The following is a 20,034-nucleotide window of genomic DNA, read 5'->3' on the forward strand; positions in this document are numbered from 1 at the left end:
AAAAAATAGGGTGAAAAAACCTTTATTTGTTATGCAAAAAAATAGAAGATAGGATAGAGAATCACTTTGATGATCTCAATCCTATCTCCTATTCAAATAGTTAGATTACTAACTTAATGACATTGGAGCGGCGGTTGGCTCTCTTTTTTGATTAATTTAGTAGAAAATGACGCTTAGTATTATATTGATAAACTAAGTTTTTTATTTTCCATAATTATTTTTAACTTTTAGTAGCTTCTATCTCTTCTATCTCTTCTATGTATTCTGTATAATTAATAAATTCTGTGAAGCTCATATATTTACTAACTTCAGCATATTTCATAAGTGCTACATAATCGTTTTCTTCTTTATCTTCTTCAAATTCGATAACAGTAAGTAAGTGGTCTTTCAAATTAATAAGTAATTCATGGGGCAAAGGTGATTTAATTTTTATTTGAAGTGTATCATTAATCTGATTAATTACATTAGAAGTTAAAAACTTCTTATTTCTTATCTCTTTAGGTAATTTGTTTCTTTGTTTAGGTTCTAGTTCAATTTCGAGATGTTTTTTAAGGTTAAAAACCAGACCAATTGCTTCAGATAGGCTAAAAAGAGAATATTCAGGGAGCATATTTAAAAACTTATAGATTGTATCTAGTGAATTTTCTTTATTAAAAGATGTATTGTTAAGCTCTTTACTAGCATCAACATTTTTAAAAGTTTTAATTAATTCATCAAATAGATAAGTCCATGATTTAGTATCTAAGTCCATTTCAATTCGATCAATCTTATCAATAAATATTATGTCATGTAGTGTTAGCTTTTTTCCAAGCAATTCAGAAGAATGTTGAGTAATAGAAGTGGCTATTATTTTCAAATTCTGTGGTTCTAATTCTTTGAAAAATGATTTTAGTGAATCTAGTGTATCACTTCTTTCTGTAGCCTGAAAGTTTCTTTCTATTATATCACGGCATATTTTATAGTTCAAAAATTCATCGAACAGTTTGAAAGACGCAGGTATATTACGCATATGTTTTATGTAAACTTCCTCTGTTTTTCTCGTTCTAACTCTTTTTTTATAATTTTTAGAATATTGAATCCAGTTATTTAACGTTTTTTCAGAAGACGGAGCATCTTCTTTAAAATATTTCTTAAGAAATTTACTCGCTGTAGTATGTTTATAGTCTTTTTCCCGTTGTATTCTGACTATAGTAGTGAAAATGTATTTGTTTTCAACAAATGAATTAAATAATTCGTTATTTTCTAGATTAAGGTAGGTACTCTTTTCTATTTTCTTATCTAATAAGTGATTACTCATAGTTTTATTACTTTTATCAAGTCTATAAAGTATGAATTCGTCGATAATTTTTTCTATAGAGTTCATTATCTATACTCCTTGTTCATTATTTTGTTTATTATAGCATAATCTGAATTGAATACAGTGTAAAATAAGAAAAATATTTCTATATAAATAAATTTTTATTTTACCGAATCACGTTCTTGTTTTGAGTTAAAATAAGCTAACAAAATACATTTAGTGTTTTATAAATTCTATAGTGAGGATGTGGTTAATATGAAGTAGAAGAGGTATGTAATTTCGCTATTTTCACTACTATGTGATTCTCTACATATATTAGTAGAAATGTCGATGAATAGAGATAGAAAAGAGAACAATTATGCATTGTTTAACATTACAAACAACAGGCTTGCTACTTGGTGTCTCAGATAGTAAAGATTTTGAGACAGGGGTTATAGTTGGTGCGACTTTCCAAGTTGGTAGTCGTACAGCTAATGGCAGATTTACAACACATTCAATTAAAGTTATGAATGTAAATGCTAGCGACTTTATGAAGTACCTGGATAGTGTAGTTACATTAACACTTTCAAATACTACAATTAGCTCATACATTTCAGGGAATAGTGCTTCTCTATCAATTAAAGCCGACTCTGTAAAAGTCTCTCAAGCTAGTTGAGGTATTTAATATGTTTAAAAATAAGTATAGAGCAGTAGTAGATTATTTCAAAAAACGTACAGAGTTAGAGAAGTTTTTGCTAATTATTGTGTCGTTAGCTTTATTTATTGGCTTTATTTATGCTTTACCAACTCTTCTAGATATTTCATTTAAAGTATTTACTTTGATACTTGTAATAATATCTGGTATTTCTGCTTGGAGGTATTATAATAAACTTGAGGAAGTGTATTATGATACCAGCAAACTCTCTCTGTGTTTCAAGCAAATTGTAAGTAGGCTGGATTCAGACTCTAAAAATCGTTACCTTTTTCACAGCTGGCAAGTAGTTCGAGCGAGCAAGAAAAAAACTGCAAGAGTTATTGAATTAGTGTGTATGACAGATTCAAATATAAAAGATTTCAACGCTAATGAAGTTGAAGTTCAAATAAGTATTTATTTGTCAGAGTTTCTTGAAAATCATGGTATGACTTCGACAAACGCTGAAATCTTTTCGTGTCAATCAGTAGCAGTAGATGAGTATAATAACGTGAACTATCTATTTATACGTTTTTTGCTTGCTGTTAATGAGAATGAAGCTAGTTCTTTCAAGAAAGAACTAGATGTATATAAAGCTAAGCAAGAGACGATTGAGCAGGTAGAAGATAGTGACTTCAGTAATTAATGCTGTACTAGATGCTGAGTTATTGAGAAGAGGAATTTATTTTCCTCTCTCAGTAGATCTAAAAAAACCACATTTAGCAATTTTTGGTTCGAGTGGAAGCGGTAAGACATATGCAAGTCAGTTACTACTTGCAAAAGCAGTTTTGAGTTCTGCGAAATTAGTAGTAGCAGACTTCAAAGGAGATTTAGAGTTTTCATTTCTTGAGAATCAGGAGAATTTTTATAGATTTGAAAGAGTAGGATTGTTCTTTGATTTTGTATCTGATACTTTGCTGAAAAACAGACAGTCTGGACAAGACAAAAGCAGAAGTCTAATCATATGTTTTATTGATGAAATGAGTGCGTATTTTACGATGCTAGAAAAGAAGGAACGAGATACTAGGATTAGACAACTTTCAAGAATTTTGATGCTTGGTAGGTCTTTTAATATTCATGTGTGGATTAGTCAGCAAAGACCAGATGCCGAATACTTTGGGAAATCGAGAGAAAATATACATAATATTCTACTTCTGGGGTCATTCAGTAAAGAAGTATTAAATATGTTACTAAGCGATGAGAAAGATGTAGTCAATCGTAAACACTCCAGAGGTAAGGGCTATCTAATTAGTTCTGGAGAAGTAACTAAAGAGATTGTAGTTCCTCGTTATAATGTTGCTAAAGTGCAGAGTAAAATTCTGGAGGGTATGTATAAGAGTAAAAGTAGTGAGGCAGTTGACTCTGAGTAGCCTGTGGCGAAGCAGAATGTCTTACTGCCTCGCTCGGCTCTGCCGAGCAGTAGGGGGATATGTAATGACCCCCGTTCCGTATAAAGATAAGAGAGGATTTATAAGATGAGTATATTTAACATTGTAGACGTTTTAAAAGAACAGGACTCAGCTAGTAATAATGGAGAGAGAAATCCTGTTGTGATTGCTTCTATTGATGAAGTAACATTCGTGATAAAACCAACAGAAGATACAATTGGTAATTATCCTTCACATTGGTACCAGATTGCATCTGAATTAGTTGGTACAGTAATTGATAAGTTGTCATTGGACAGTTTATTTGGAGAGGTAATAAATGTATCTACACCACCTGCAGGCTATACAAATGCAGTTAGTTTCAAAAACTTACCACACTATTTTTCAATTGCATTTCATGAGACAAATTTTGTGATGGGGATAGTTATAAAATTTTCTGCAGCAGCATTAGCATACTATCGCGATGCTTTCAAAGAGTACTTTGGAGAAAGTATTGACGTTCATGGGATGTCTAAACTACTTGATGAACCTTACTGGGAATTAAGAATAAGTAGGATTGATCTAGCGATTGATTACTTCAATTTCGATATGAGTGTTGATGAGTTATACAAGGGCATAAAAGGCAGTAGAGTTATTTTAAAAAATCATAGAGGAATAAAAAACACTTCTAAGATTGTTGCTACTGAAGTAGATAATGTAGTTAACACTATTTACTTTGGTTCAAAAAAGAAGAATAGTAATGCATTATTGAGGGTTTATAACAAAAAACAAGAGCAACTTGATAAGCATGGAAGGTTTTTACATTTACTTAACCTTTGCGATTCATGGGTTAGGTTTGAGGCTAGCTATAGGGGAAACTTTTCGAATCAGATTTTGAAGCAACTACTGACTGTAAGTAATGAAGATGAGCTGGGGAAATTAGTTGCAAATAAAATGATTGACAAGTATTCATTTTATGATGCTGAGACAAATGAACCAATTGAGTTTACTAAGTATCTTGAGTATACACAATCGTTATACGCAGGGTTGAAATCGCTATCGAGTAGGAATAATGATTTAATGTCTACAATTTCTCACATAATGAAAGGAAGTGGTTTTTTCCCACTGATAAAAAAAGTTGAGAGTATTTGGGGGATTGAAGCAAGAAATAAATTCATTATTCGCTTGGTACAAGAATATGAACGTCACTATAATCCCAATCAGGATGTAGATTTGTGGTTAAAGAAATTTGCTACAGAACTGTCAAAAATACCATTTGATAGTTTTCTAGAGGACTCTTTGTCAGTGTATTATAAAAACACGAATATGAAAAAAGGAAAAAATCGTTTTGAGGTAGTGGAGAAATAAGATGGATAAACTGGTTGTCGATTTAAAAGGGGTAGTTATACAGCTTCCTAATTCTCATGTTATCGTTAATCGTGATGAATATGATGATTTGAAGAGCAATGCGGATAAAGGTAAATATATGACTTTGAAACAATTGCTCACATTATTATCAGTATCACGTCCTTGGCTTCTTGATAATGTATTATATAACCCCAAAATTCGGAGAGAAATTGATGTTGAATTAAATCCTAACGGATTTGTTAAATATCCTGAAAACCAAGGTGGACGCTATTTCTTTTTAGCCAGTAAAACAAAACAATGGTTTGAAGATAACTTCAGAGAAATTATGGTATAATAGCCTTGGCAAAACCTTGGTTATCTAATGAAAGAGGTAACTAATGGCAACTTTTAGACAACGTACAAAAGGTGGCACATGGGATTATAGAATTGTAGATAATAACAAAAAACTTGTTGCATCTAAAGGTGGTTTCAGAACTAAGAAGGAAGCAGAAAAAGAAGCTTTAGTTATTGAATTAAAGTTGATGTCAGGTGCAAAGATTAATTCGCAAGCAAGTTTATATGAGTTATGGGAAGAGTGGTTTGATGTTGTTGTAAGACCACTTGGAAAAAGTGAATCAACACTTTTTAAGCATAAGAAGAGAGGGGACTTGATAAAGGAACTTTTTCAAGATAGACCAGCAACTTCTATTCGTTTTAGTCAATATCAACGAGCTCTAAATTCGTATGCTGAAAGGGTTACAAAAGATACCGTAGCACGATTAAATTCAGAAATCCGAAAAGTTATTCAGTTTGCTCAACGTGACCAACTAGATATAGTTGATTTTACTGATGGTGCGATTATTTCAGGGATGAAGAGAAGCAAGACAACAGATGAAAAATATATTGACAATATTGAGGACTATTATAAGATTTTAGTTCATTTAAAAAGTCATCTCAATTATAGTAAATCTGTGATTCCGTATCTTTTGTTTGTTTCCTTTAAAACAGGGATGCGTTTCGGAGAGATTTTAGGTTTAACTTGGGACTGTATTGATTTTGAAAATCAAGTAATTCACACTTATAGGCGCTACTATAATTATAAATGGAGACCACCCAAAACGGATACATCTGTTCGAGATGTACCTATAGATGAAGAAACATCTGAGGTTTTGAAATTATTAAAGAAAGAACAAAAGATTGTCTATAAAAATCAAGGGATTAAGGAAAAAGAAAATTTCCTTTTCTATGATGTTGTGTATGGAGTTCCTAGTAATAACGCAGTAAATCAAAGTTTACAATCGCTACTAAAAAAACTAGAAATTTTTCCATATAATTTAACTGCTACGGGTATTAGACATACTTATGCTAGTATGTTGCTTGCAAAAGGAATTGATATCTGGGTAGTTGCTCATGTAATGGGCCATAAAAATATAAAACAGGTAACAGAAACGTATGGTCATCTTTTGAAAGAGAAGAAAGAAAAAGAACATCAGATTATACGACAGCTTTTAAGTGAGTATCCGTTGGTAGAACAAAAGTAGAACAGATACGAAAAAAAGCCTTTAAATAAGGCTTTCTCCTGTTGATTTAGATGCCCCCTACAGGGATCGAACCTGTGACCCACGGATTAAGAGTCCGCTGCTCTGCCAGCTGAGCTAAGGAGGCAAATAAAAAGCTGTATTGGTGCCGAAACTTCACGGTTTGTATTGAACCCGCGCAATTAAGCAGGTGGGCAACTCGCTCTAACTGAAGCTGTTTCCGTGTGAGACGGCCTACATGCTGTTAGAAGACTTTTGTTTCCCTAATAATACAAAAAATAGTCGGTCAACACTTAAGTGTGAGGTCGTACACCACAGCGTTTCTATGTTTATATAATACCACTTTTTCAAAAAAAATCAAGGGGTAAATGTAATTATTTGGAAAAGATTTCACAAATTTCGTAATTTATCAATGGTTTCCTTGCGTTGAGCTAGGGCACGTTCGTATTTTCCAGTATCTTCTGGTGAGAAGTAGCTATGGTCGCGGATTTTTTCTGGCAAATAATCTTGCTTGACCCAGTGGCCAGGATAGCTATGAGGATAGAGGTAGTTTTGAGCATTGCCTAGCTCCTTGCTACCGCTATAATGACCATCTCGCAGGTGTCTTGGAATCGGTAGGTGACCAGACGTTTTAAGGTCGGCCAGAGCCTTATCCATAGCCACATAGGCTGTGTTTGACTTGGGCGAGAGTGCCAGATCAATGACGACATTGGCAATGAGAATGCGAGCTTCTGGAAACCCAATCCTCTGTGCAGCATCCAAAGCAGTTACGGTATGGATCTGGGCATCGGGATTAGCCAAGCCGATATCTTCGTAGGCAATGACCGTCAAACGACGTGCCAAGCTAGGTAGGTCACCAGCCTCTATCAAGCGAGCAGCATAGTGGAGGCTAGCATCCACATCCGAACCACGGATAGATTTTTGTAGGGCGGATAGAACATCATAGTGTCCATCTCCGTCCTTGTCCATAGTAATGTAGCTTCTCTGGAGGCTATTTTCCATAATATCGAGCGTGATATGGCGGATTCCTTCGTCATTTGCCGGAGTAGAAAGAACTGCCAAATCCAGCGAGTTGAATGCAGAACGGAGGTCTCCATTGGTAGATGTTGCGATAAAATCAAGGGCATCATCATCTAACTCAACTGGGAAATCAAAACCTCGTTCAGGATCAGTCAGGGCGATTTGAATGGCCTCTTTGACATCTTGGTTAGACAGAGGTTCCAACTCAAAAATCTGAACACGACTGCGGATGGCTGGAGTGACAGAAAAGAAAGGATTTTCAGTTGTCGCCCCAATCATGATAACCAATCCACTTTCCAAGAGAGGAAGGAGGAAGTCTTGCTTAGTCTTGTCGAGACGGTGGATTTCGTCTAGTAGTAATACAAGCCCTCCTGAGAATTTAGCTTCCTCGGCGATTTCTTGGAGACGTTTTTTGCTATCAACTGTCGCATTAAAGGTCCGAAAGGCATACTTGGTCGTTCCAGCGATGGCCGAAGCGATACTGGTTTTTCCGATGCCTGGAGGTCCATAGAGAATCATGGATGACAGGCGATTAGCCTCCACCATGCGGCGGATGATTTTTCCTGGGCCTACCAGATGCTCTTGACCGATGACCTGGTCGATGGTTTTGGGGCGCATACGAAGCGCGAGATTGTCTGGCATAGCAGTCCTTTCTAACGTGGATTTTCTAATACATATGTGGTAAGATGGTAGTATCTATTTTAGCATATTTCCGAGCAATCGGGGCGATTAAAGAGTCGTATAGAAAGAGGACAAAATGGCAACATACGGATTTTTAGATGTTTTACAAGAAGAGTTGGATAAGAACTTTCCTTTTGATTATGAGATTAGTTGGGATAAGCGCAATCATGCGGTTGAAGTGAGTTTTCTATTAGAGGCACAAAATGCTGCAGGGGTGGAGATGTTAGATGAAGACGGAGAGGTTTCGTCAGATGATATCCTTTTTGAAGAAGCGGTGCTTTTTTACAACCCTGCCAAGTCAACAGTTAATGCAGAAGACTATCTCACAGTCATCCCTTACCTGCCTAAGAAAGGTTTTTCTCGTGAATTTTTAGCTTATTTTGCGCTATTTCTCAAAGATACTGCAGAGGTTGGACTAGATGCCCTCATGGACTTTTTGGAAGATCCAGAAGCAGAAGAATTTGTCATGGAATGGAATCAAGAAGTCTTTGAAGAAGGGAAAGCAGGCTTGGAAGAGGGAGAATTTTATCCTTATCCGAGATATTAGGAGCTTGTAGTGGATATAGACATTTCAGATTTCACAGGCTGCAAAATTGCTCTATTTTGTGGAGATAAGCTACTGACGATTTTGCGTGATGACAAGGAAAATATCCCTTGGCCCAATATGTGGGAGTTGCCAGGTGGAGGTCGTGAAGGGGACGAGAGCCCTTTTGAGTGCGCAGCGCGTGAAGTTTATGAGGAACTGGGAATTCATTTAGATGAAGACTGTCTGCTTTGGAGCAAGGTCTATCCCAGCATGCTCTATGAAGGTCGGCAGTCTGTCTTTATGGTCGGTCAGCTAAGTCAGGATCAGTTTGATAGTATCACCTTTGGAGATGAAGGACAGGCTTACAAACTGATGAGCATTGAGGAATTTCTCACTTCTAAACAGGCAGTACCTCAGCTCCAGGGGAGATTGAGGGATTATTTGGAGGAAAGTTTATGATAAGACTTGAGAGAGCAGGAGCAGAAGATTTAGAAACGATTATTGCCATTCAAAGAGCTAGTTTTAAAGCAGTGTATGACAAATACCAAGATGAATATGACCCTTATCTCGAGGACCGTGAACGAATTAAGTGGAAACTAGGCGAGCGTCCCAATAGTTATTACTACTTTGTGAAAAAAGCTGAAGAGAAGATTGGTTTTTTACGAATTCAGACCAATGACGAGTTAACGAAAGCTTGGTTGGGAACGGCAGCGATTTTGCCCCAGTATCAGGGAAAAGGGTATGGTTCTGAAGGATTGGAATTGCTGGAAAAGGAATTTCCAACCATCACACAATGGGATTTGTGTACGGTGTTACAGGATGCAGGCATGGTCGCCTTCTACGAGAAAAATGGCTATCGTCAAACCCATATCGAGCCTGAAAAAGAAGGCATGGATATGGTCTACATGAAAAAATTGATAGAGAAATAGAAAGGATGGTTCAGTTTAATTTCTAAACTGAACCAGCCCTAAACACTGTGCCAAAAAGATAAACATCTCTTAGACACAAGCGTCTTCAGAGAGTTTCCTATTTTGGCTTTGTGTTTTACGGGCTTGGTATCTTAATGATGGAAACATGGCAAGAGTTAAAAGTTACAGTGAAGCGAGAGGGTGAGGAGCTAGTCTCTAACCTCTTGATTGAACTAGGTGCCCAAGGGGTGGCAATCGAAGACAGCATGGACTATGTGGGAAATGTGGACCGCTTCGGTGAGATTTTCCCAGAAGTCGAGCAACAAGAAGAAATTGTGGTGACCGCCTACTATCCTGATACGGTTGATGTAGCGACAGTGGGGACTGATTTGCAGGCTCGTCTGGCAGAATTGACCGACTTTATGGATCTGGGCGAAGTCAAGATGGGCACCACAGCCTTGGCTGAGGAAGACTGGGCAGACAACTGGAAGAAATACTATGAACCAGCTCGTATCACCCATGACCTAACCATCGTACCGTCATGGACAGACTACGAGGCGACTGTTGGAGAAAAGATTATCAAGCTAGATCCAGGGATGGCCTTTGGGACAGGAACCCACCCGACCACCAAGATGAGTCTCTTTGCCTTGGAGCAGGTTCTTCGTGGTGGGGAAACAGTGCTGGATGTGGGGACTGGTTCAGGGGTCCTTTCCATTGCTAGCTCACTTCTTGGCGCTAAGGAAATCTTTGCCTATGACTTGGATGATGTAGCGGTTCGCGTCGCTCAGGAAAATATTGAGCTCAACCCGGGCATGGAAAACATCCATGTAGCACCAGGAGATTTGCTTAAGGGCGTGGAGATTGAGGCAGACGTCATCGTGGCCAATATTTTGGCGGATATCCTTATCCATCTGACAGAGGATGCTTATCGTTTGGTCAAGGATGAAGGCTACCTCATCATGAGTGGGATTATCAAGGACAAGTGGGACATGGTGCGTGAGTCGGCTGAGTCAGCTGGATTTTTCCTTGAAACCCACATGATCCAAGGGGAGTGGAATGCCTGCGTCTTTAAGAAGACCAAGGATATCTCCGGTGTGATTGGAGGCTAGCATGCAGCAATATTTTGTAAAAGGTCTTGCCACATCACCAGTCACCATCGAGGACAAGGAAACCAGCAAGCATATGTTTCAGGTCATGCGCCTGAAAGAAGATGATGAAGTGACCTTAGTTTTTGATGATGGGATCAAGCACTTGGCGCGCGTGGTAAATGTAGAAGCCCGTCAGTTGGAGTTAATCGAAGAATTAGATGACAATGTGGAACTGCCAGTCCAAGTGACCATCGCATCAGGCTTTCCCAAGGGAGACAAGCTGGAGTTTATCTCCCAGAAAGTGACAGAGCTAGGTGCTAGCCAGATATGGGCCTTCCCTGCTGACTGGTCCGTTGCCAAGTGGGATGGCAAAAAATTGGGCAAAAAGATTGAAAAACTAGAAAAAATCGCCCTTGGAGCAGCCGAGCAAAGCAAGCGTAACTTCGTTCCAAGCATCACCCTTTTTGAGAAAAAGGCAGATTTTCTAGCACAACTGGACCAGTTTGACCGCATCGTGGTGGCCTATGAAGAGTCGGCTAAAGAGGGAGAGGCAGCTGCGCTCTTGCAAGTAGTCGCTGGTCTTGAAAAAGGAGCTAAATTGCTCTTTATCTTTGGTCCAGAAGGTGGTCTTTCACCCGCAGAAATTGAAAGTTTTGAAGCTAAAGGAGCTGTTCTGGCAGGACTTGGACCTCGGATCCTAAGAGCAGAAACAGCGCCGCTTTATGCCTTATCAGCCCTTAGCGTTTTATTAGAATTAGAGAAATAAGAGGAAGAAAATGGAACAAAAACACCGTTCAGAATTTCCAGAGAAGGAACTTTGGGATTTAACAGCCCTATACCAAGACCGTGAGGATTTCTTGCGTGCAATCGAAAAGGCTCGCGAAGATATCAACCAATTTAGCCGTGATTACAAGGGTAATCTTCATACTTTTGAGGATTTCGAGAAGGCCTTTGCAGAATTGGAGCAAATCTACATTCAGATGAGCCATATTGGAAACTATGGTTTTATGCCTCAGACGACAGACTATAGCAATGAAGAATTTGCCAATATTTCCCAAGCTGGGATGGAATTTGAAACAGATGCTAGCGTAGCCTTGACCTTCTTTGACGATGCCTTGGTGGAAGCAGACGAGGAAGTCTTGGAGCGTTTGGGTGAATTGCCTCACTTAACGGCAGCTATTCGTCAGGCAAAAATCAAAAAAGCCCACTATCTTGGGGCTGATGTGGAGAAGGCCTTGACCAATCTGGGTGAAGTTTTCTATAGTCCACAGGACATTTACACTAAGATGCGAGCTGGGGACTTTGAAATGGCCGACTTTGAAGCCCATGGCAAGATCTACAAAAACAGCTTTGTGACTTATGAGAATTTCTACCAAAACCATGAGGATGCTGAGGTTCGTGAGAAATCTTTCCGTTCCTTCTCAGAGGGACTTCGTAAGCACCAAAATACGGCTGCTGCTGCCTATCTAGCCCAAGTTAAGTCTGAAAAACTCTTGGCAGATATGAAGGGCTACGACTCAGTTTTTGATTATCTTCTAGCTGAGCAAGAAGTGGACCGTGCCATGTTTGACCGCCAGATTGACCTCATCATGAAGGATTTTGCGCCAGTTGCCCAGAGATACCTCAAGCATGTTGCCAAGGTGAATGGTCTTGAAAAGATGACCTTTGCAGACTGGAAATTGGACTTGGACAGCGCCCTCAATCCTGAGGTGACCATTGATGATGCCTATGATTTGGTTATGAAGTCAGTAGAACCTTTGGGGCAGGAATATTGTCAGGAAGTTGCTCGTTATCAAGAAGAACGCTGGGTTGACTTTGCTGCTAATAGTGGCAAGGATTCTGGCGGTTATGCGGCTGATCCATATCGCGTGCATCCATATGTCCTCATGAGCTGGACAGGCCGTTTGAGTGATGTCTATACCTTGATTCATGAGATTGGGCATTCTGGTCAATTCATCTTTTCGGACAATCACCAAAGCTACTTCAATGCCCACATGTCGACCTACTATGTCGAAGCACCTTCAACCTTCAATGAATTACTTCTCAGTGATTACTTGGAGCACCAATCTGACGATACACGTCAAAAACGCTTCGCCCTTGCCCACCGCTTGACAGATACCTACTTCCATAATTTTATCACTCACCTTTTGGAAGCGGCCTTTCAACGCAAGGTTTATACATTGATTGAAGAAGGAGAAACTTTCGGAGCAAGCAAGCTCAACAGCATTATGAAAGAAGTCTTGACGGATTTCTGGGGAGATGCCATTGAGATTGATGATGATGCAGCTCTGACTTGGATGCGCCAAGCTCACTACTACATGGGCTTGTATAGTTACACTTACTCTGCTGGTCTTGTCATCTCGACTGCAGGTTACCTCCATCTGAAACAATCAGAAACTGGAGCTGAAAACTGGCTCAATCTCCTCAAGTCAGGAGGTAGCAAAACACCACTTGAGTCAGCAATGATTATCGGAGCCGATATTTCAACAGATAAACCACTCCGTGATACCATTCAGTTCTTGTCAGACACAGTTGACCAAATTATCACCTACAGTGCGAAGTTGGGGGAGTAAAGGAATAGAAAGGCTGTTTTAGAATAATGCTCCTGGGTTTGTTGAGCGTCATTATAATTGGACTAGCTGTAGCTATTTTCAAAAACGCCGTTGAAGGTCGTGATGTTAAATTTGAACTTGCTGTAGAGTTGCTACTGATAGTTATTTACTTCATTTTAGACCAGTTATCCCAGATTCTATTTCCTTAAGAATTTAATATAAAGTCATCTGCGGATGATTTTTTGACAACTCATAAAAAGAGGTGGGCAGATGTATCCAGAATTGAAAAGAAAAGTAGTAGAAGAAGAACCGAGCTATCATCAAGAAGAAATCCTGTGGTTGCTTGAGCACTTAGGGGATACTAGTCCAGAGATTCGCGATGAATTGGTTTTTACCAGTTTGGCTAGGGGGATTCAAGAAGAGTTATTTACCAAGGAGCAATTTCAGTTGATCGCTGCTGTGATTGTTTCTGATGGTGGACTAGATAAAGAGCTTGATAAGACAGGAGTTTCAACGCTTGAACGTTCTTTTAGGGCACTTATTTATGCCAATCTCTTATCTGCCGATGGCAATGAACAGTCTCTTTTTTATCGAGAGCTTAAAACTGATATCAGAAATACGTTGCTCGATCAAGGGTTGCATTACCTTGAAAAAGAAGAGGATACGACAGGTTTTTCAAGTCAATATGGTTGGGTGCATGCTTTTGCTCATGGGGCTGATCTTTTGACTGAAGTTGTTTGTCATCCAGACTTTTCTAAAAATAGAGTTCATGAAGTATTTGACATACTTGGCCAACTATTTAAAAGAATTTCGGTTCGATTTATAGATGATGAGGACTGGCGCTTGGCCAGAGTCCTTTACGAACCTATTTTGCAAGGCAAGGTGGAGCAAGCGACACTGGCTTCTTGGATAAAATCACTTGATTTCCCGATAGAAGAGAGGGAAGATTTTTATAAATTTTCCAATTTCAGATCCTGTCTCTTAGAAGTCTATGTTCAACTCGACCAGAGAAATAATTTACAAGATGACTTGAAAGAAGCTATTCAATCTTTTCAATATTAGATTTCGACTATTAAATGTGAAAACTTACACAAAATTTGCAAGCACATTTCTTGAAACCCTTTCCTTCTTCTGATAGACTAATACATAGTTTGAAAAAAGGAGATTTAACATGAAAAAATTTGTTGCTGAATTAATCGGTACTTTTATGCTTGTGTTCATCGGAACAGGAGCTGTTGTTTTTGGAAATGGTGTTGAAGGACTTGGACACCTTGGGATTGCTCTTGCTTTTGGTTTGGCAATCGTAGTCGCAGCCTTCTCAATCGGAACTGTTTCAGGTGCTCACTTGAACCCAGCTGTTTCTATCGCTATGTTTGTTAACAAACGTTTGTCATCTTCAGAGCTTGTAAACTACATCCTCGGTCAAGTGGTTGGTGCTTTCCTTGCATCAGGATCTGTATTGTTCCTCTTGGCAAATTCAGGTATGTCAACTGCAAGTCTTGGTGAAAATGCCTTGGCAAACGGTGTAACTGTCTTTGGTGGTTTCTTGTTTGAAACAATTGCAACTTTCTTGTTTGTTTTGGTCATCATGACTGTAACTTCAGCAAGTAAAGGTAATGGCGCAATTGCTGGTTTGGTCATCGGTTTGTCATTGACAGCTTTGATTCTAGCTGGCTTGAACATTACTGGGCTTTCAGTAAACCCAGCTCGTAGCTTGGCTCCTGCTGTCTTGGTAGGTGGCGCAGCCCTTCAACAAGTTTGGATTTTCATCCTTGCACCAATCGTTGGTGGAGTTCTTGCAGCTCTTGTTGCTAAAAATTTCCTTGGAACTGAAGAATAATTGAAACTCAAAAAGCCTTGCTCCTCAGCTTGAGGAACAGGGCTTTTTCGTATTATACTCTTCGAAAATCTCTTCAAACTACGTCAGCTTCCATCTGCAACCTCAAAACAGTGTTTTGAGCTGACTTCGTCAGTTTTATCTACAACCTCAAAGCAGTGCTTTGAGCAACCTGCGGCTAGCTTCTTAGTTTGCTCTTTGATTTTCATTGAGTATGAGTTTAGCGGTTGTCAATTTTCTCTGGATAAAGATCGTGTTGGAAGAGACGTTGTTCTGCCAATCCTTCATACTTGGTTCCAGGTCTACCGTAGTTGTAGTAAGGGTCAATTGAAATACCACCGCGAGGTGTAAATTTCCCCCAAACCTCTAAGTAGCGAGGATCTAGCAAGTTTACCAAGTCTTTCCCGATAGTGTTGATACAGTTTTCGTGAAAATCCCCATGATTTCGGTAGCTAAAGAGGTAGAGTTTGAGGGATTTTGACTCGACACAGAGCTTGTCAGGAATGTAGGAAATATAAATAGTCGCAAAGTCTGGCTGCGCAGTAATTGGGCACAGTGAGGTAAATTCAGGGCAGTTGAATTTGATGAAATAGTCATTTTCCACATGACGATTGTCAAAGGATTCGAGGACTTCGGGTTGATAGTCAAAGATGTAGGTAGTTTCTTTATTGCCAAGTAGGCTTAGGTTTTTCATTTCTTCTTGTTGTGACATGATTTTTTCTTTCTAATCTTAAACACCACGTTGGTTGTCGTAGAGGAGGGTATGGAGTTGTGGAAGGACGCGGACATTGCCCCAGCTATCATCAGCAGCGACGCGTTCCCAGAGTTCTTTGAGGCGGTCTAGTTGGTCTTGGACAATATTGCCTGTAGCCTTGGGCTCGGGATTTCCAGCCGATAAGAAGAGGACATCTGGTTGGTAGCGTTCTTGAATGCCTTTGGCAAAGGCTAGGTCTGCATCATCAAAGACAGGGATTTTAAAGGTGACTTTGTCAGGGTCTAATTGGGAAACGATAAAGTCCAAGGTTTCAAAGTTGACTTCCATCTTAGATGAAGGAGGTTTGGGACTCAAGGTGACATGGTCGATGTCTTTCAACCAATGTTGCCAGCGGGAGCCTTGGGTTTCAACGGCAAGAGTAACACCACGTTCCTTGAGCTTGGTGACTAACTCGGCCATATTGGCAGCTAGGATGGCTGGATTTCCCCCAGACAGGGTGACGTAGTCATAGCTTCCTAGTTTGTCTAATTCAGCGATGACTTCATCAGCTGTCATGCGAGTTGGTTTTTCAGAACCATCCCAAGTAAAGGCAGAGTCGCACCAGTCGCAGTGGTAGTCGCAACCAGCAGTGCGGACAAACATGGTTTTCTGGCCGATAGCACGACCTTCACCTTGAAAGGTTGGACCAAAAATTTCCAGAACTGGTAGTTTAAGTACACGTTCCCTAGTCATCTAACCACTCCCGTCTAAACTCCGCAAAGGCAGTCGGAGTTTCATAGAGACGAACGTATTCCAAACGAAGACCGTGCTCATCTGGCAACTCTTGATTCATGGTTTGGAAAATCCAGTAAACCATATTTTCAGCAGTTGTATTCATGTAGGGCAGGGTTTCATTGAGATAGCGATGATCCAAATGGGGTTCTAAGTAGTCCTTGTAGATTTGTTTGATATCCCCAAAATCATAGGTCATACCACGGTCATCTAAAAAACCACTGACAGCGATTTGCAGATGATAAGTGTGCCCATGTAGGGATTTGCATTTTCCTTCATAGTGAAAGAGGTGGTGGGCAGCGTCGAAGGTAAATTCTTTTGATACCAAGGTTCTGTGAGGATTGTAGACAAGGGACTCCCCAGTTTCTTGTTTGATTTCTTTGGGGGCAAAAAACATCAGGCCTCTCCTTTCTGAGAGAGATAAACCTCTAAACCATGTTGGCGTAGATGGCAGGCAGGACACTCCCCACAACCAGTACCGATAATGCCATTATAGCAGGTCAAGGTCTTTTCACGAACATAGTCAAAGGCACCGAGTTGGTCGGCTAATTCCCAAGTTTCAGCCTTGTCTAGCCACATGAGAGGCGTTTGGATCACAAAGTCGTAATCCATAGCAAGGTTGAGGGTCACATTGAGGGATTTGACAAAGACATCACGGCAGTCAGGATAGCCTGAGAAGTCTGTTTCACACACTCCTGTCACAATATCTGTAATTCCACGCTGCTTGGCAAGTACTGCAGCAAAAGACAAAAAGAGATGATTACGACCATCAACGAAAGTATTAGGAACCTCTCCTTCTTTTTGCTCAATTTCTAAATCTGAAGTCAAGGCATTTTCAGTGATTTGTCCTAGCAGAGACATATCTAGGATATGATGACGAATTCCTTGTTCCTCAGCGATTTCTTTGGCCACTTGAATTTCGAGATGGTGGCGTTGGCCATAGGCAAAGGTAACGGCTTCGACCTTTTCATAGTGTTGCTTGGCCCAGAAAAGGCAGGTTGTTGAATCTTGACCACCACTAAAGACGACCAAGGCTGATTGACGTTTCATAGTACTCCTTCCAAAATAGGAAATGTTCAGAGCACGCAAAAAGCTCCCTAGAGGGAGCTAAAAAATACCAAGTAGAGGTTTTTTTTAGCGATGGCATGTCCCAAACATCGTGATATTCTAGTTACAGTCTAGCATATTTTTTGAAAAATGGCAAAGGGCAAGAAAAAAGAGACCAAATGAATGCACTTGGTCTCTAGTATGATTAACTCAATTCAGCAACGATTGCCTTGATTTGTTCTGCTGTATGAACACCAGCAACTTGTTTCACCACTTGTCCATCTTTTTTGAAAAGAAGAGTAGGGATAGACATGATACCGAATGAACGAGCTGTATTTGGGTTTTCATCAACGTCCATTTTAACGATCTTCAAGACATCTTCTGAAAGTTCTTCAGACAATTTGTCCAAGATTGGACCTTGCATACGACATGGGCCACACCAAGTAGCCCAGAAGTCTACCAAGACCAATCCGTCTTTAGTTTCTTGTTCAAATGTTGCGTCTGTAATTGCTTTTGCCATAGTATTTCTCCTTTTTAGTTATATTGGCTTAAATCTTGTTTCATGAGATAGAAGAAGACATCTCCATAAGTCCCATGGTAGTCCAAATCATGCCCTTTGTAGGTTACTTTTTGGACAGGGTAGTAGTCTGCGACACCGATCAGGCAGGCATGTTGAGAACGTTCAAATTCTTCGTATGACTCGAAGGTCATGGTTCTCTCTTGCTTGCTGGCGTCAAGATAGGTGATTTCAATCATAGGATTCTCCTTTGCTAAATCATGTTTTCATTTTACTCCTTGAAAAAAGGAATGTCAAGAAAAATGATTGCGCACGCAAGTTTTTTAAAAAAATATGTTAGGCCAACCAGTTTGATTTTGTTGCTAAGCTTTCTTCGACAGCTGTTTGTAAATAAGCCAAGGTAGTCTGTCCTTCGCTTGTCAGGCAGATAAAACTAGCTCGCTTGTCCTGGTCGCAGCATCTCCGACTAAGTAAACCGCAGTTTTTTGCTTCTAAGCGAGCCACCATCCGTGAAACAGCACTAGGGCTCAGGTGGAGTTTGTCTGGCAAGTCGATTTGTCGTAGGGATTTGCCTTCAGCCTGATTTAGAAAGTGCAAGAGGTAAAATTCCTTGAGTGTCAAGGTTTGTTCACTCTGCTCAGCGATGGTCTCTTCTAAAATAGCTTCTAGCTCTACTTGCCTACGGTTGAAGTCAAACCATTTTTCTAAGTAAGTCATGTCCATCTCCTTTCCCTCTATAATAGTGTAATCATACTAGTGCATCTATGATGCTTGCGCACGCAATTAGTATACACCTTTTTGGCTTGGATAGCAAGAAGGATGTTTCTTATATATTTCCTTGAAATTTTCTGAAAAAAGAGTAAACTGGTATGCAGAAAGTCTATTTGTGGAGTTTACAATGAAGTTATATGTTCAGTTAATGATTCTCTTTGTGATTTCTCTAATCGGAGAGGGGATTTCCAGTTTCTTTCATTTGCCCATTCCAGGCAGTATTATCGGCTTGATTATTCTTTTTCTAGCCTTGCAGTTCAAGTGGCTGCGTATCCGCCATGTCAATATGGTGGGGAACTTTTTGCTGGCCAACATGACCATCCTCTTTCTACCTCCTGCGGTTGGAATTATGGAAAAGTTTGATGTGATTGCTCCCTATCTCCTACCTATTGTCTTGATTGTCTTTTTTGCGGCAGTAATCAATATCATCTTGATTGCGCTTGTGGTTCAATTTATCAAAAAACGCTATGAAGGTGACTACGAAGAAAGAGGTGCTAAATGAGCGAATTTGTATCCAATCCCCTATTTGGGATTGCCTTGTCAATCTTAGCCTATCTTGGGGGAATGCTGATTTTCAGACGCTATCCTCATCCCTTAACGACTCCCTTGTTGCTGTCAGCTATTTTTATAATTATCTTTCTAAAGGTGACTGGCATTTCCTACCAAGATTACTACCAAGGTGGGGTTTATCTTAACAACTTGATTGTTCCTTCAACAGTGGCTCTAGGAATTCCCCTTTATAAGAGTTTCCACTTGATGAAGCATCATGCTCGCAGTATTCTCTTTGGTAGTTTGCTGGCGGTAGTGGTCAATACCTCTTTCACAGCCCTTGTGGCCAAAATCTTTGGTATGGACTTTTTCCTAGCTATTTCCCTCTTTCCTAAGTCAGTAACGACTGCTATGGCAGTAGGGATTACAGAAAAGTTGCAGGGCTTGACAACTGTGACCCTAGTAGTTGTCGTAGCGACTGGTATTTTGACCAGTGTAATCGGACCAACACTTCTAAAATGGCTAAAAATAGACGATCCAGTAGCGGTTGGTTTGTCCCTGGGTGGAACAGGTCACGCCGTTGGAACTGGAACGGCCTTTCGCTATGGACCAGTTGCAGGTGCTATGGGAGGATTAGCTATCGGTGTTACAGGTGTTCTCTATGTATTTGTCAGTCCTATTGTAGCTAATTTGATCTTGAGTTAAAAAAAAATTAATGGCAAAATTTCGAAATTTTAAAAATTTTTCAAAAAAACACTTGACAATCTACATGAGAATATATACAATGAAATCGAAGAAAACGGATACAAAATAATTTTTGCTTAACAGTATATGAGATTTTTCTTTTCTATAAAAGAATTATACGTATAATAAATTTTTTAAAAAAGGATGGAAAG

At 39.6% G+C, this 20,034-nt stretch carries 26 protein-coding genes and 1 tRNA gene; 16 read left to right on the forward strand and 11 right to left on the reverse strand.

Annotated features, from left to right (window positions below; genetic code table 11):
• Window positions 1-220: 220 nt before the first annotated feature.
• A complete protein-coding gene (locus QM374_RS08550) occupies window positions 221-1,363 on the reverse strand; it encodes a hypothetical protein (RefSeq protein ID WP_414311472.1) in 1,143 nt (380 codons plus the stop codon).
• A gap of 292 nt (window positions 1,364-1,655) precedes the next feature.
• On the opposite strand from QM374_RS08550, the gene QM374_RS08555 reads away from it, so the two are divergent.
• The 6 genes from QM374_RS08555 (at window position 1,656) to QM374_RS08580 (ending at window position 6,219) form a co-directional block, all read left to right on the forward strand.
• Window positions 1,656-1,952 carry a hypothetical protein gene (locus QM374_RS08555; RefSeq protein WP_414311473.1) on the forward strand — a complete coding sequence of 99 codons (297 nt, stop codon included), beginning with the start codon at window positions 1,656-1,658 and terminating at the stop codon, window positions 1,950-1,952.
• 10 nt (window positions 1,953-1,962) lie between these two features.
• Complete coding sequence (locus tag QM374_RS08560) at window positions 1,963-2,613, forward strand: hypothetical protein (RefSeq protein WP_414311474.1); 651 nt, start codon at window positions 1,963-1,965, stop codon at window positions 2,611-2,613.
• A complete protein-coding gene (locus QM374_RS08565; RefSeq protein WP_414311475.1) occupies window positions 2,597-3,337 on the forward strand; it encodes a type IV secretory system conjugative DNA transfer family protein in 741 nt (246 codons plus the stop codon). The genes QM374_RS08560 and QM374_RS08565 overlap by 17 nt, the downstream gene beginning before the upstream one ends.
• 105 nt (window positions 3,338-3,442) lie before the next feature.
• Window positions 3,443-4,699, forward strand: a complete 1,257-nt coding sequence (locus QM374_RS08570) for a replication initiation factor domain-containing protein (protein WP_414311476.1) — start codon at window positions 3,443-3,445, stop codon at window positions 4,697-4,699.
• Between the two features lies 1 nt (window position 4,700).
• Window positions 4,701-5,033: a DUF771 domain-containing protein gene (locus QM374_RS08575; RefSeq protein ID WP_414311477.1), complete on the forward strand. Its 333-nt coding sequence runs from the start codon at window positions 4,701-4,703 to the stop codon at window positions 5,031-5,033.
• 43 nt (window positions 5,034-5,076) lie between these two features.
• Window positions 5,077-6,219, forward strand: coding sequence for a tyrosine-type recombinase/integrase (locus tag QM374_RS08580; RefSeq protein ID WP_414311478.1), 1,143 nt, complete (start codon window positions 5,077-5,079; stop codon window positions 6,217-6,219).
• A 51-nt stretch (window positions 6,220-6,270) separates the two neighbouring features.
• Here QM374_RS08580 and QM374_RS08585 read toward each other — a convergent pair.
• Both QM374_RS08585 and QM374_RS08590 read right to left on the reverse strand, forming a co-directional pair.
• A tRNA-Lys gene (locus tag QM374_RS08585) sits at window positions 6,271-6,343 on the reverse strand.
• A 263-nt stretch (window positions 6,344-6,606) separates the two neighbouring features.
• Window positions 6,607-7,878 carry a replication-associated recombination protein A gene (locus tag QM374_RS08590; RefSeq protein WP_414276494.1) on the reverse strand — a complete coding sequence of 424 codons (1,272 nt, stop codon included), beginning with the start codon at window positions 7,876-7,878 and terminating at the stop codon, window positions 6,607-6,609.
• A gap of 115 nt (window positions 7,879-7,993) precedes the next feature.
• On the opposite strand from QM374_RS08590, the gene QM374_RS08595 reads away from it, so the two are divergent.
• From QM374_RS08595 to QM374_RS08630, 8 genes are all read left to right on the forward strand, one after another.
• The gene (locus QM374_RS08595) at window positions 7,994-8,464 is read left to right on the forward strand and encodes a DUF3013 family protein (protein WP_000257132.1); all 471 of its coding nucleotides are present in this window, start codon (window positions 7,994-7,996) and stop codon (window positions 8,462-8,464) included.
• Window positions 8,465-8,473: 9 nt separating this feature from the next.
• Window positions 8,474-8,902 (forward strand): NUDIX hydrolase, encoded by a 429-nt coding sequence (locus tag QM374_RS08600; RefSeq protein WP_414311479.1) that lies wholly within the window; start codon window positions 8,474-8,476, stop codon window positions 8,900-8,902.
• Window positions 8,899-9,372 carry a GNAT family N-acetyltransferase gene (locus tag QM374_RS08605; RefSeq protein WP_414294875.1) on the forward strand — a complete coding sequence of 158 codons (474 nt, stop codon included), beginning with the start codon at window positions 8,899-8,901 and terminating at the stop codon, window positions 9,370-9,372. The genes QM374_RS08600 and QM374_RS08605 overlap by 4 nt, the downstream gene beginning before the upstream one ends.
• Before the next feature lie 137 nt (window positions 9,373-9,509).
• The gene (gene prmA / locus QM374_RS08610; protein ID WP_414311480.1) at window positions 9,510-10,460 is read left to right on the forward strand and encodes a 50S ribosomal protein L11 methyltransferase; all 951 of its coding nucleotides are present in this window, start codon (window positions 9,510-9,512) and stop codon (window positions 10,458-10,460) included.
• Between the two features lies 1 nt (window position 10,461).
• Window positions 10,462-11,205: a 16S rRNA (uracil(1498)-N(3))-methyltransferase gene (locus tag QM374_RS08615; RefSeq protein WP_414311481.1), complete on the forward strand. Its 744-nt coding sequence runs from the start codon at window positions 10,462-10,464 to the stop codon at window positions 11,203-11,205.
• Window positions 11,206-11,215: 10 nt separating this feature from the next.
• Window positions 11,216-13,012 carry an oligoendopeptidase F gene (pepF, locus tag QM374_RS08620; protein ID WP_414311482.1) on the forward strand — a complete coding sequence of 599 codons (1,797 nt, stop codon included), beginning with the start codon at window positions 11,216-11,218 and terminating at the stop codon, window positions 13,010-13,012.
• Window positions 13,013-13,261: 249 nt separating this feature from the next.
• Window positions 13,262-14,053 carry a DUF2785 domain-containing protein gene (locus QM374_RS08625; RefSeq protein ID WP_414311483.1) on the forward strand — a complete coding sequence of 264 codons (792 nt, stop codon included), beginning with the start codon at window positions 13,262-13,264 and terminating at the stop codon, window positions 14,051-14,053.
• Window positions 14,054-14,162: 109 nt separating this feature from the next.
• Window positions 14,163-14,831, forward strand: a complete 669-nt coding sequence (locus tag QM374_RS08630) for an MIP/aquaporin family protein (protein ID WP_315640473.1) — start codon at window positions 14,163-14,165, stop codon at window positions 14,829-14,831.
• Between the two features lie 83 nt (window positions 14,832-14,914).
• Here the strand turns inward: QM374_RS08630 and QM374_RS08635 are convergent, their stop codons facing one another.
• The 8 genes from QM374_RS08635 to QM374_RS08670 form a co-directional block, all read right to left on the reverse strand.
• Window positions 14,915-15,037: a hypothetical protein gene (locus QM374_RS08635; protein ID WP_315640475.1), complete on the reverse strand. Its 123-nt coding sequence runs from the start codon at window positions 15,035-15,037 to the stop codon at window positions 14,915-14,917.
• Window positions 15,038-15,048: 11 nt separating this feature from the next.
• Complete coding sequence (gene queF / locus QM374_RS08640) at window positions 15,049-15,540, reverse strand: preQ(1) synthase (RefSeq protein ID WP_000082591.1); 492 nt, start codon at window positions 15,538-15,540, stop codon at window positions 15,049-15,051.
• A gap of 18 nt (window positions 15,541-15,558) precedes the next feature.
• Window positions 15,559-16,275: a 7-carboxy-7-deazaguanine synthase QueE gene (gene queE / locus QM374_RS08645; protein ID WP_315640477.1), complete on the reverse strand. Its 717-nt coding sequence runs from the start codon at window positions 16,273-16,275 to the stop codon at window positions 15,559-15,561.
• The gene (queD, locus tag QM374_RS08650; protein WP_315640479.1) at window positions 16,268-16,711 is read right to left on the reverse strand and encodes a 6-carboxytetrahydropterin synthase QueD; all 444 of its coding nucleotides are present in this window, start codon (window positions 16,709-16,711) and stop codon (window positions 16,268-16,270) included. The genes queE and queD overlap by 8 nt, the downstream gene beginning before the upstream one ends.
• Window positions 16,711-17,364 (reverse strand): 7-cyano-7-deazaguanine synthase QueC, encoded by a 654-nt coding sequence (gene queC, locus QM374_RS08655; RefSeq protein ID WP_315640481.1) that lies wholly within the window; start codon window positions 17,362-17,364, stop codon window positions 16,711-16,713. The genes queD and queC overlap by 1 nt, the downstream gene beginning before the upstream one ends.
• 202 nt (window positions 17,365-17,566) lie before the next feature.
• Entirely contained in the window at window positions 17,567-17,881 is a 315-nt protein-coding gene (gene trxA, locus QM374_RS08660; protein ID WP_001029584.1) for a thioredoxin, read from the reverse strand.
• Between the two features lie 14 nt (window positions 17,882-17,895).
• A complete protein-coding gene (locus tag QM374_RS08665) occupies window positions 17,896-18,117 on the reverse strand; it encodes a DUF4649 family protein (RefSeq protein ID WP_004250771.1) in 222 nt (73 codons plus the stop codon).
• Window positions 18,118-18,214: 97 nt separating this feature from the next.
• Entirely contained in the window at window positions 18,215-18,595 is a 381-nt protein-coding gene (locus QM374_RS08670; protein WP_045762814.1) for a MarR family winged helix-turn-helix transcriptional regulator, read from the reverse strand.
• A gap of 181 nt (window positions 18,596-18,776) precedes the next feature.
• On the opposite strand from QM374_RS08670, the gene QM374_RS08675 reads away from it, so the two are divergent.
• Complete coding sequence (locus QM374_RS08675) at window positions 18,777-19,151, forward strand: CidA/LrgA family protein (protein ID WP_000781321.1); 375 nt, start codon at window positions 18,777-18,779, stop codon at window positions 19,149-19,151.
• Window positions 19,148-19,843: an LrgB family protein gene (locus QM374_RS08680; RefSeq protein WP_414311484.1), complete on the forward strand. Its 696-nt coding sequence runs from the start codon at window positions 19,148-19,150 to the stop codon at window positions 19,841-19,843. The genes QM374_RS08675 and QM374_RS08680 overlap by 4 nt, the downstream gene beginning before the upstream one ends.
• Window positions 19,844-20,034: the final 191 nt, after the last annotated feature.

The sequence above is a fragment of the Streptococcus infantis genome (genome assembly GCF_047465525.1).
GTDB lineage: Bacteria > Bacillota > Bacilli > Lactobacillales > Streptococcaceae > Streptococcus > Streptococcus infantis_R.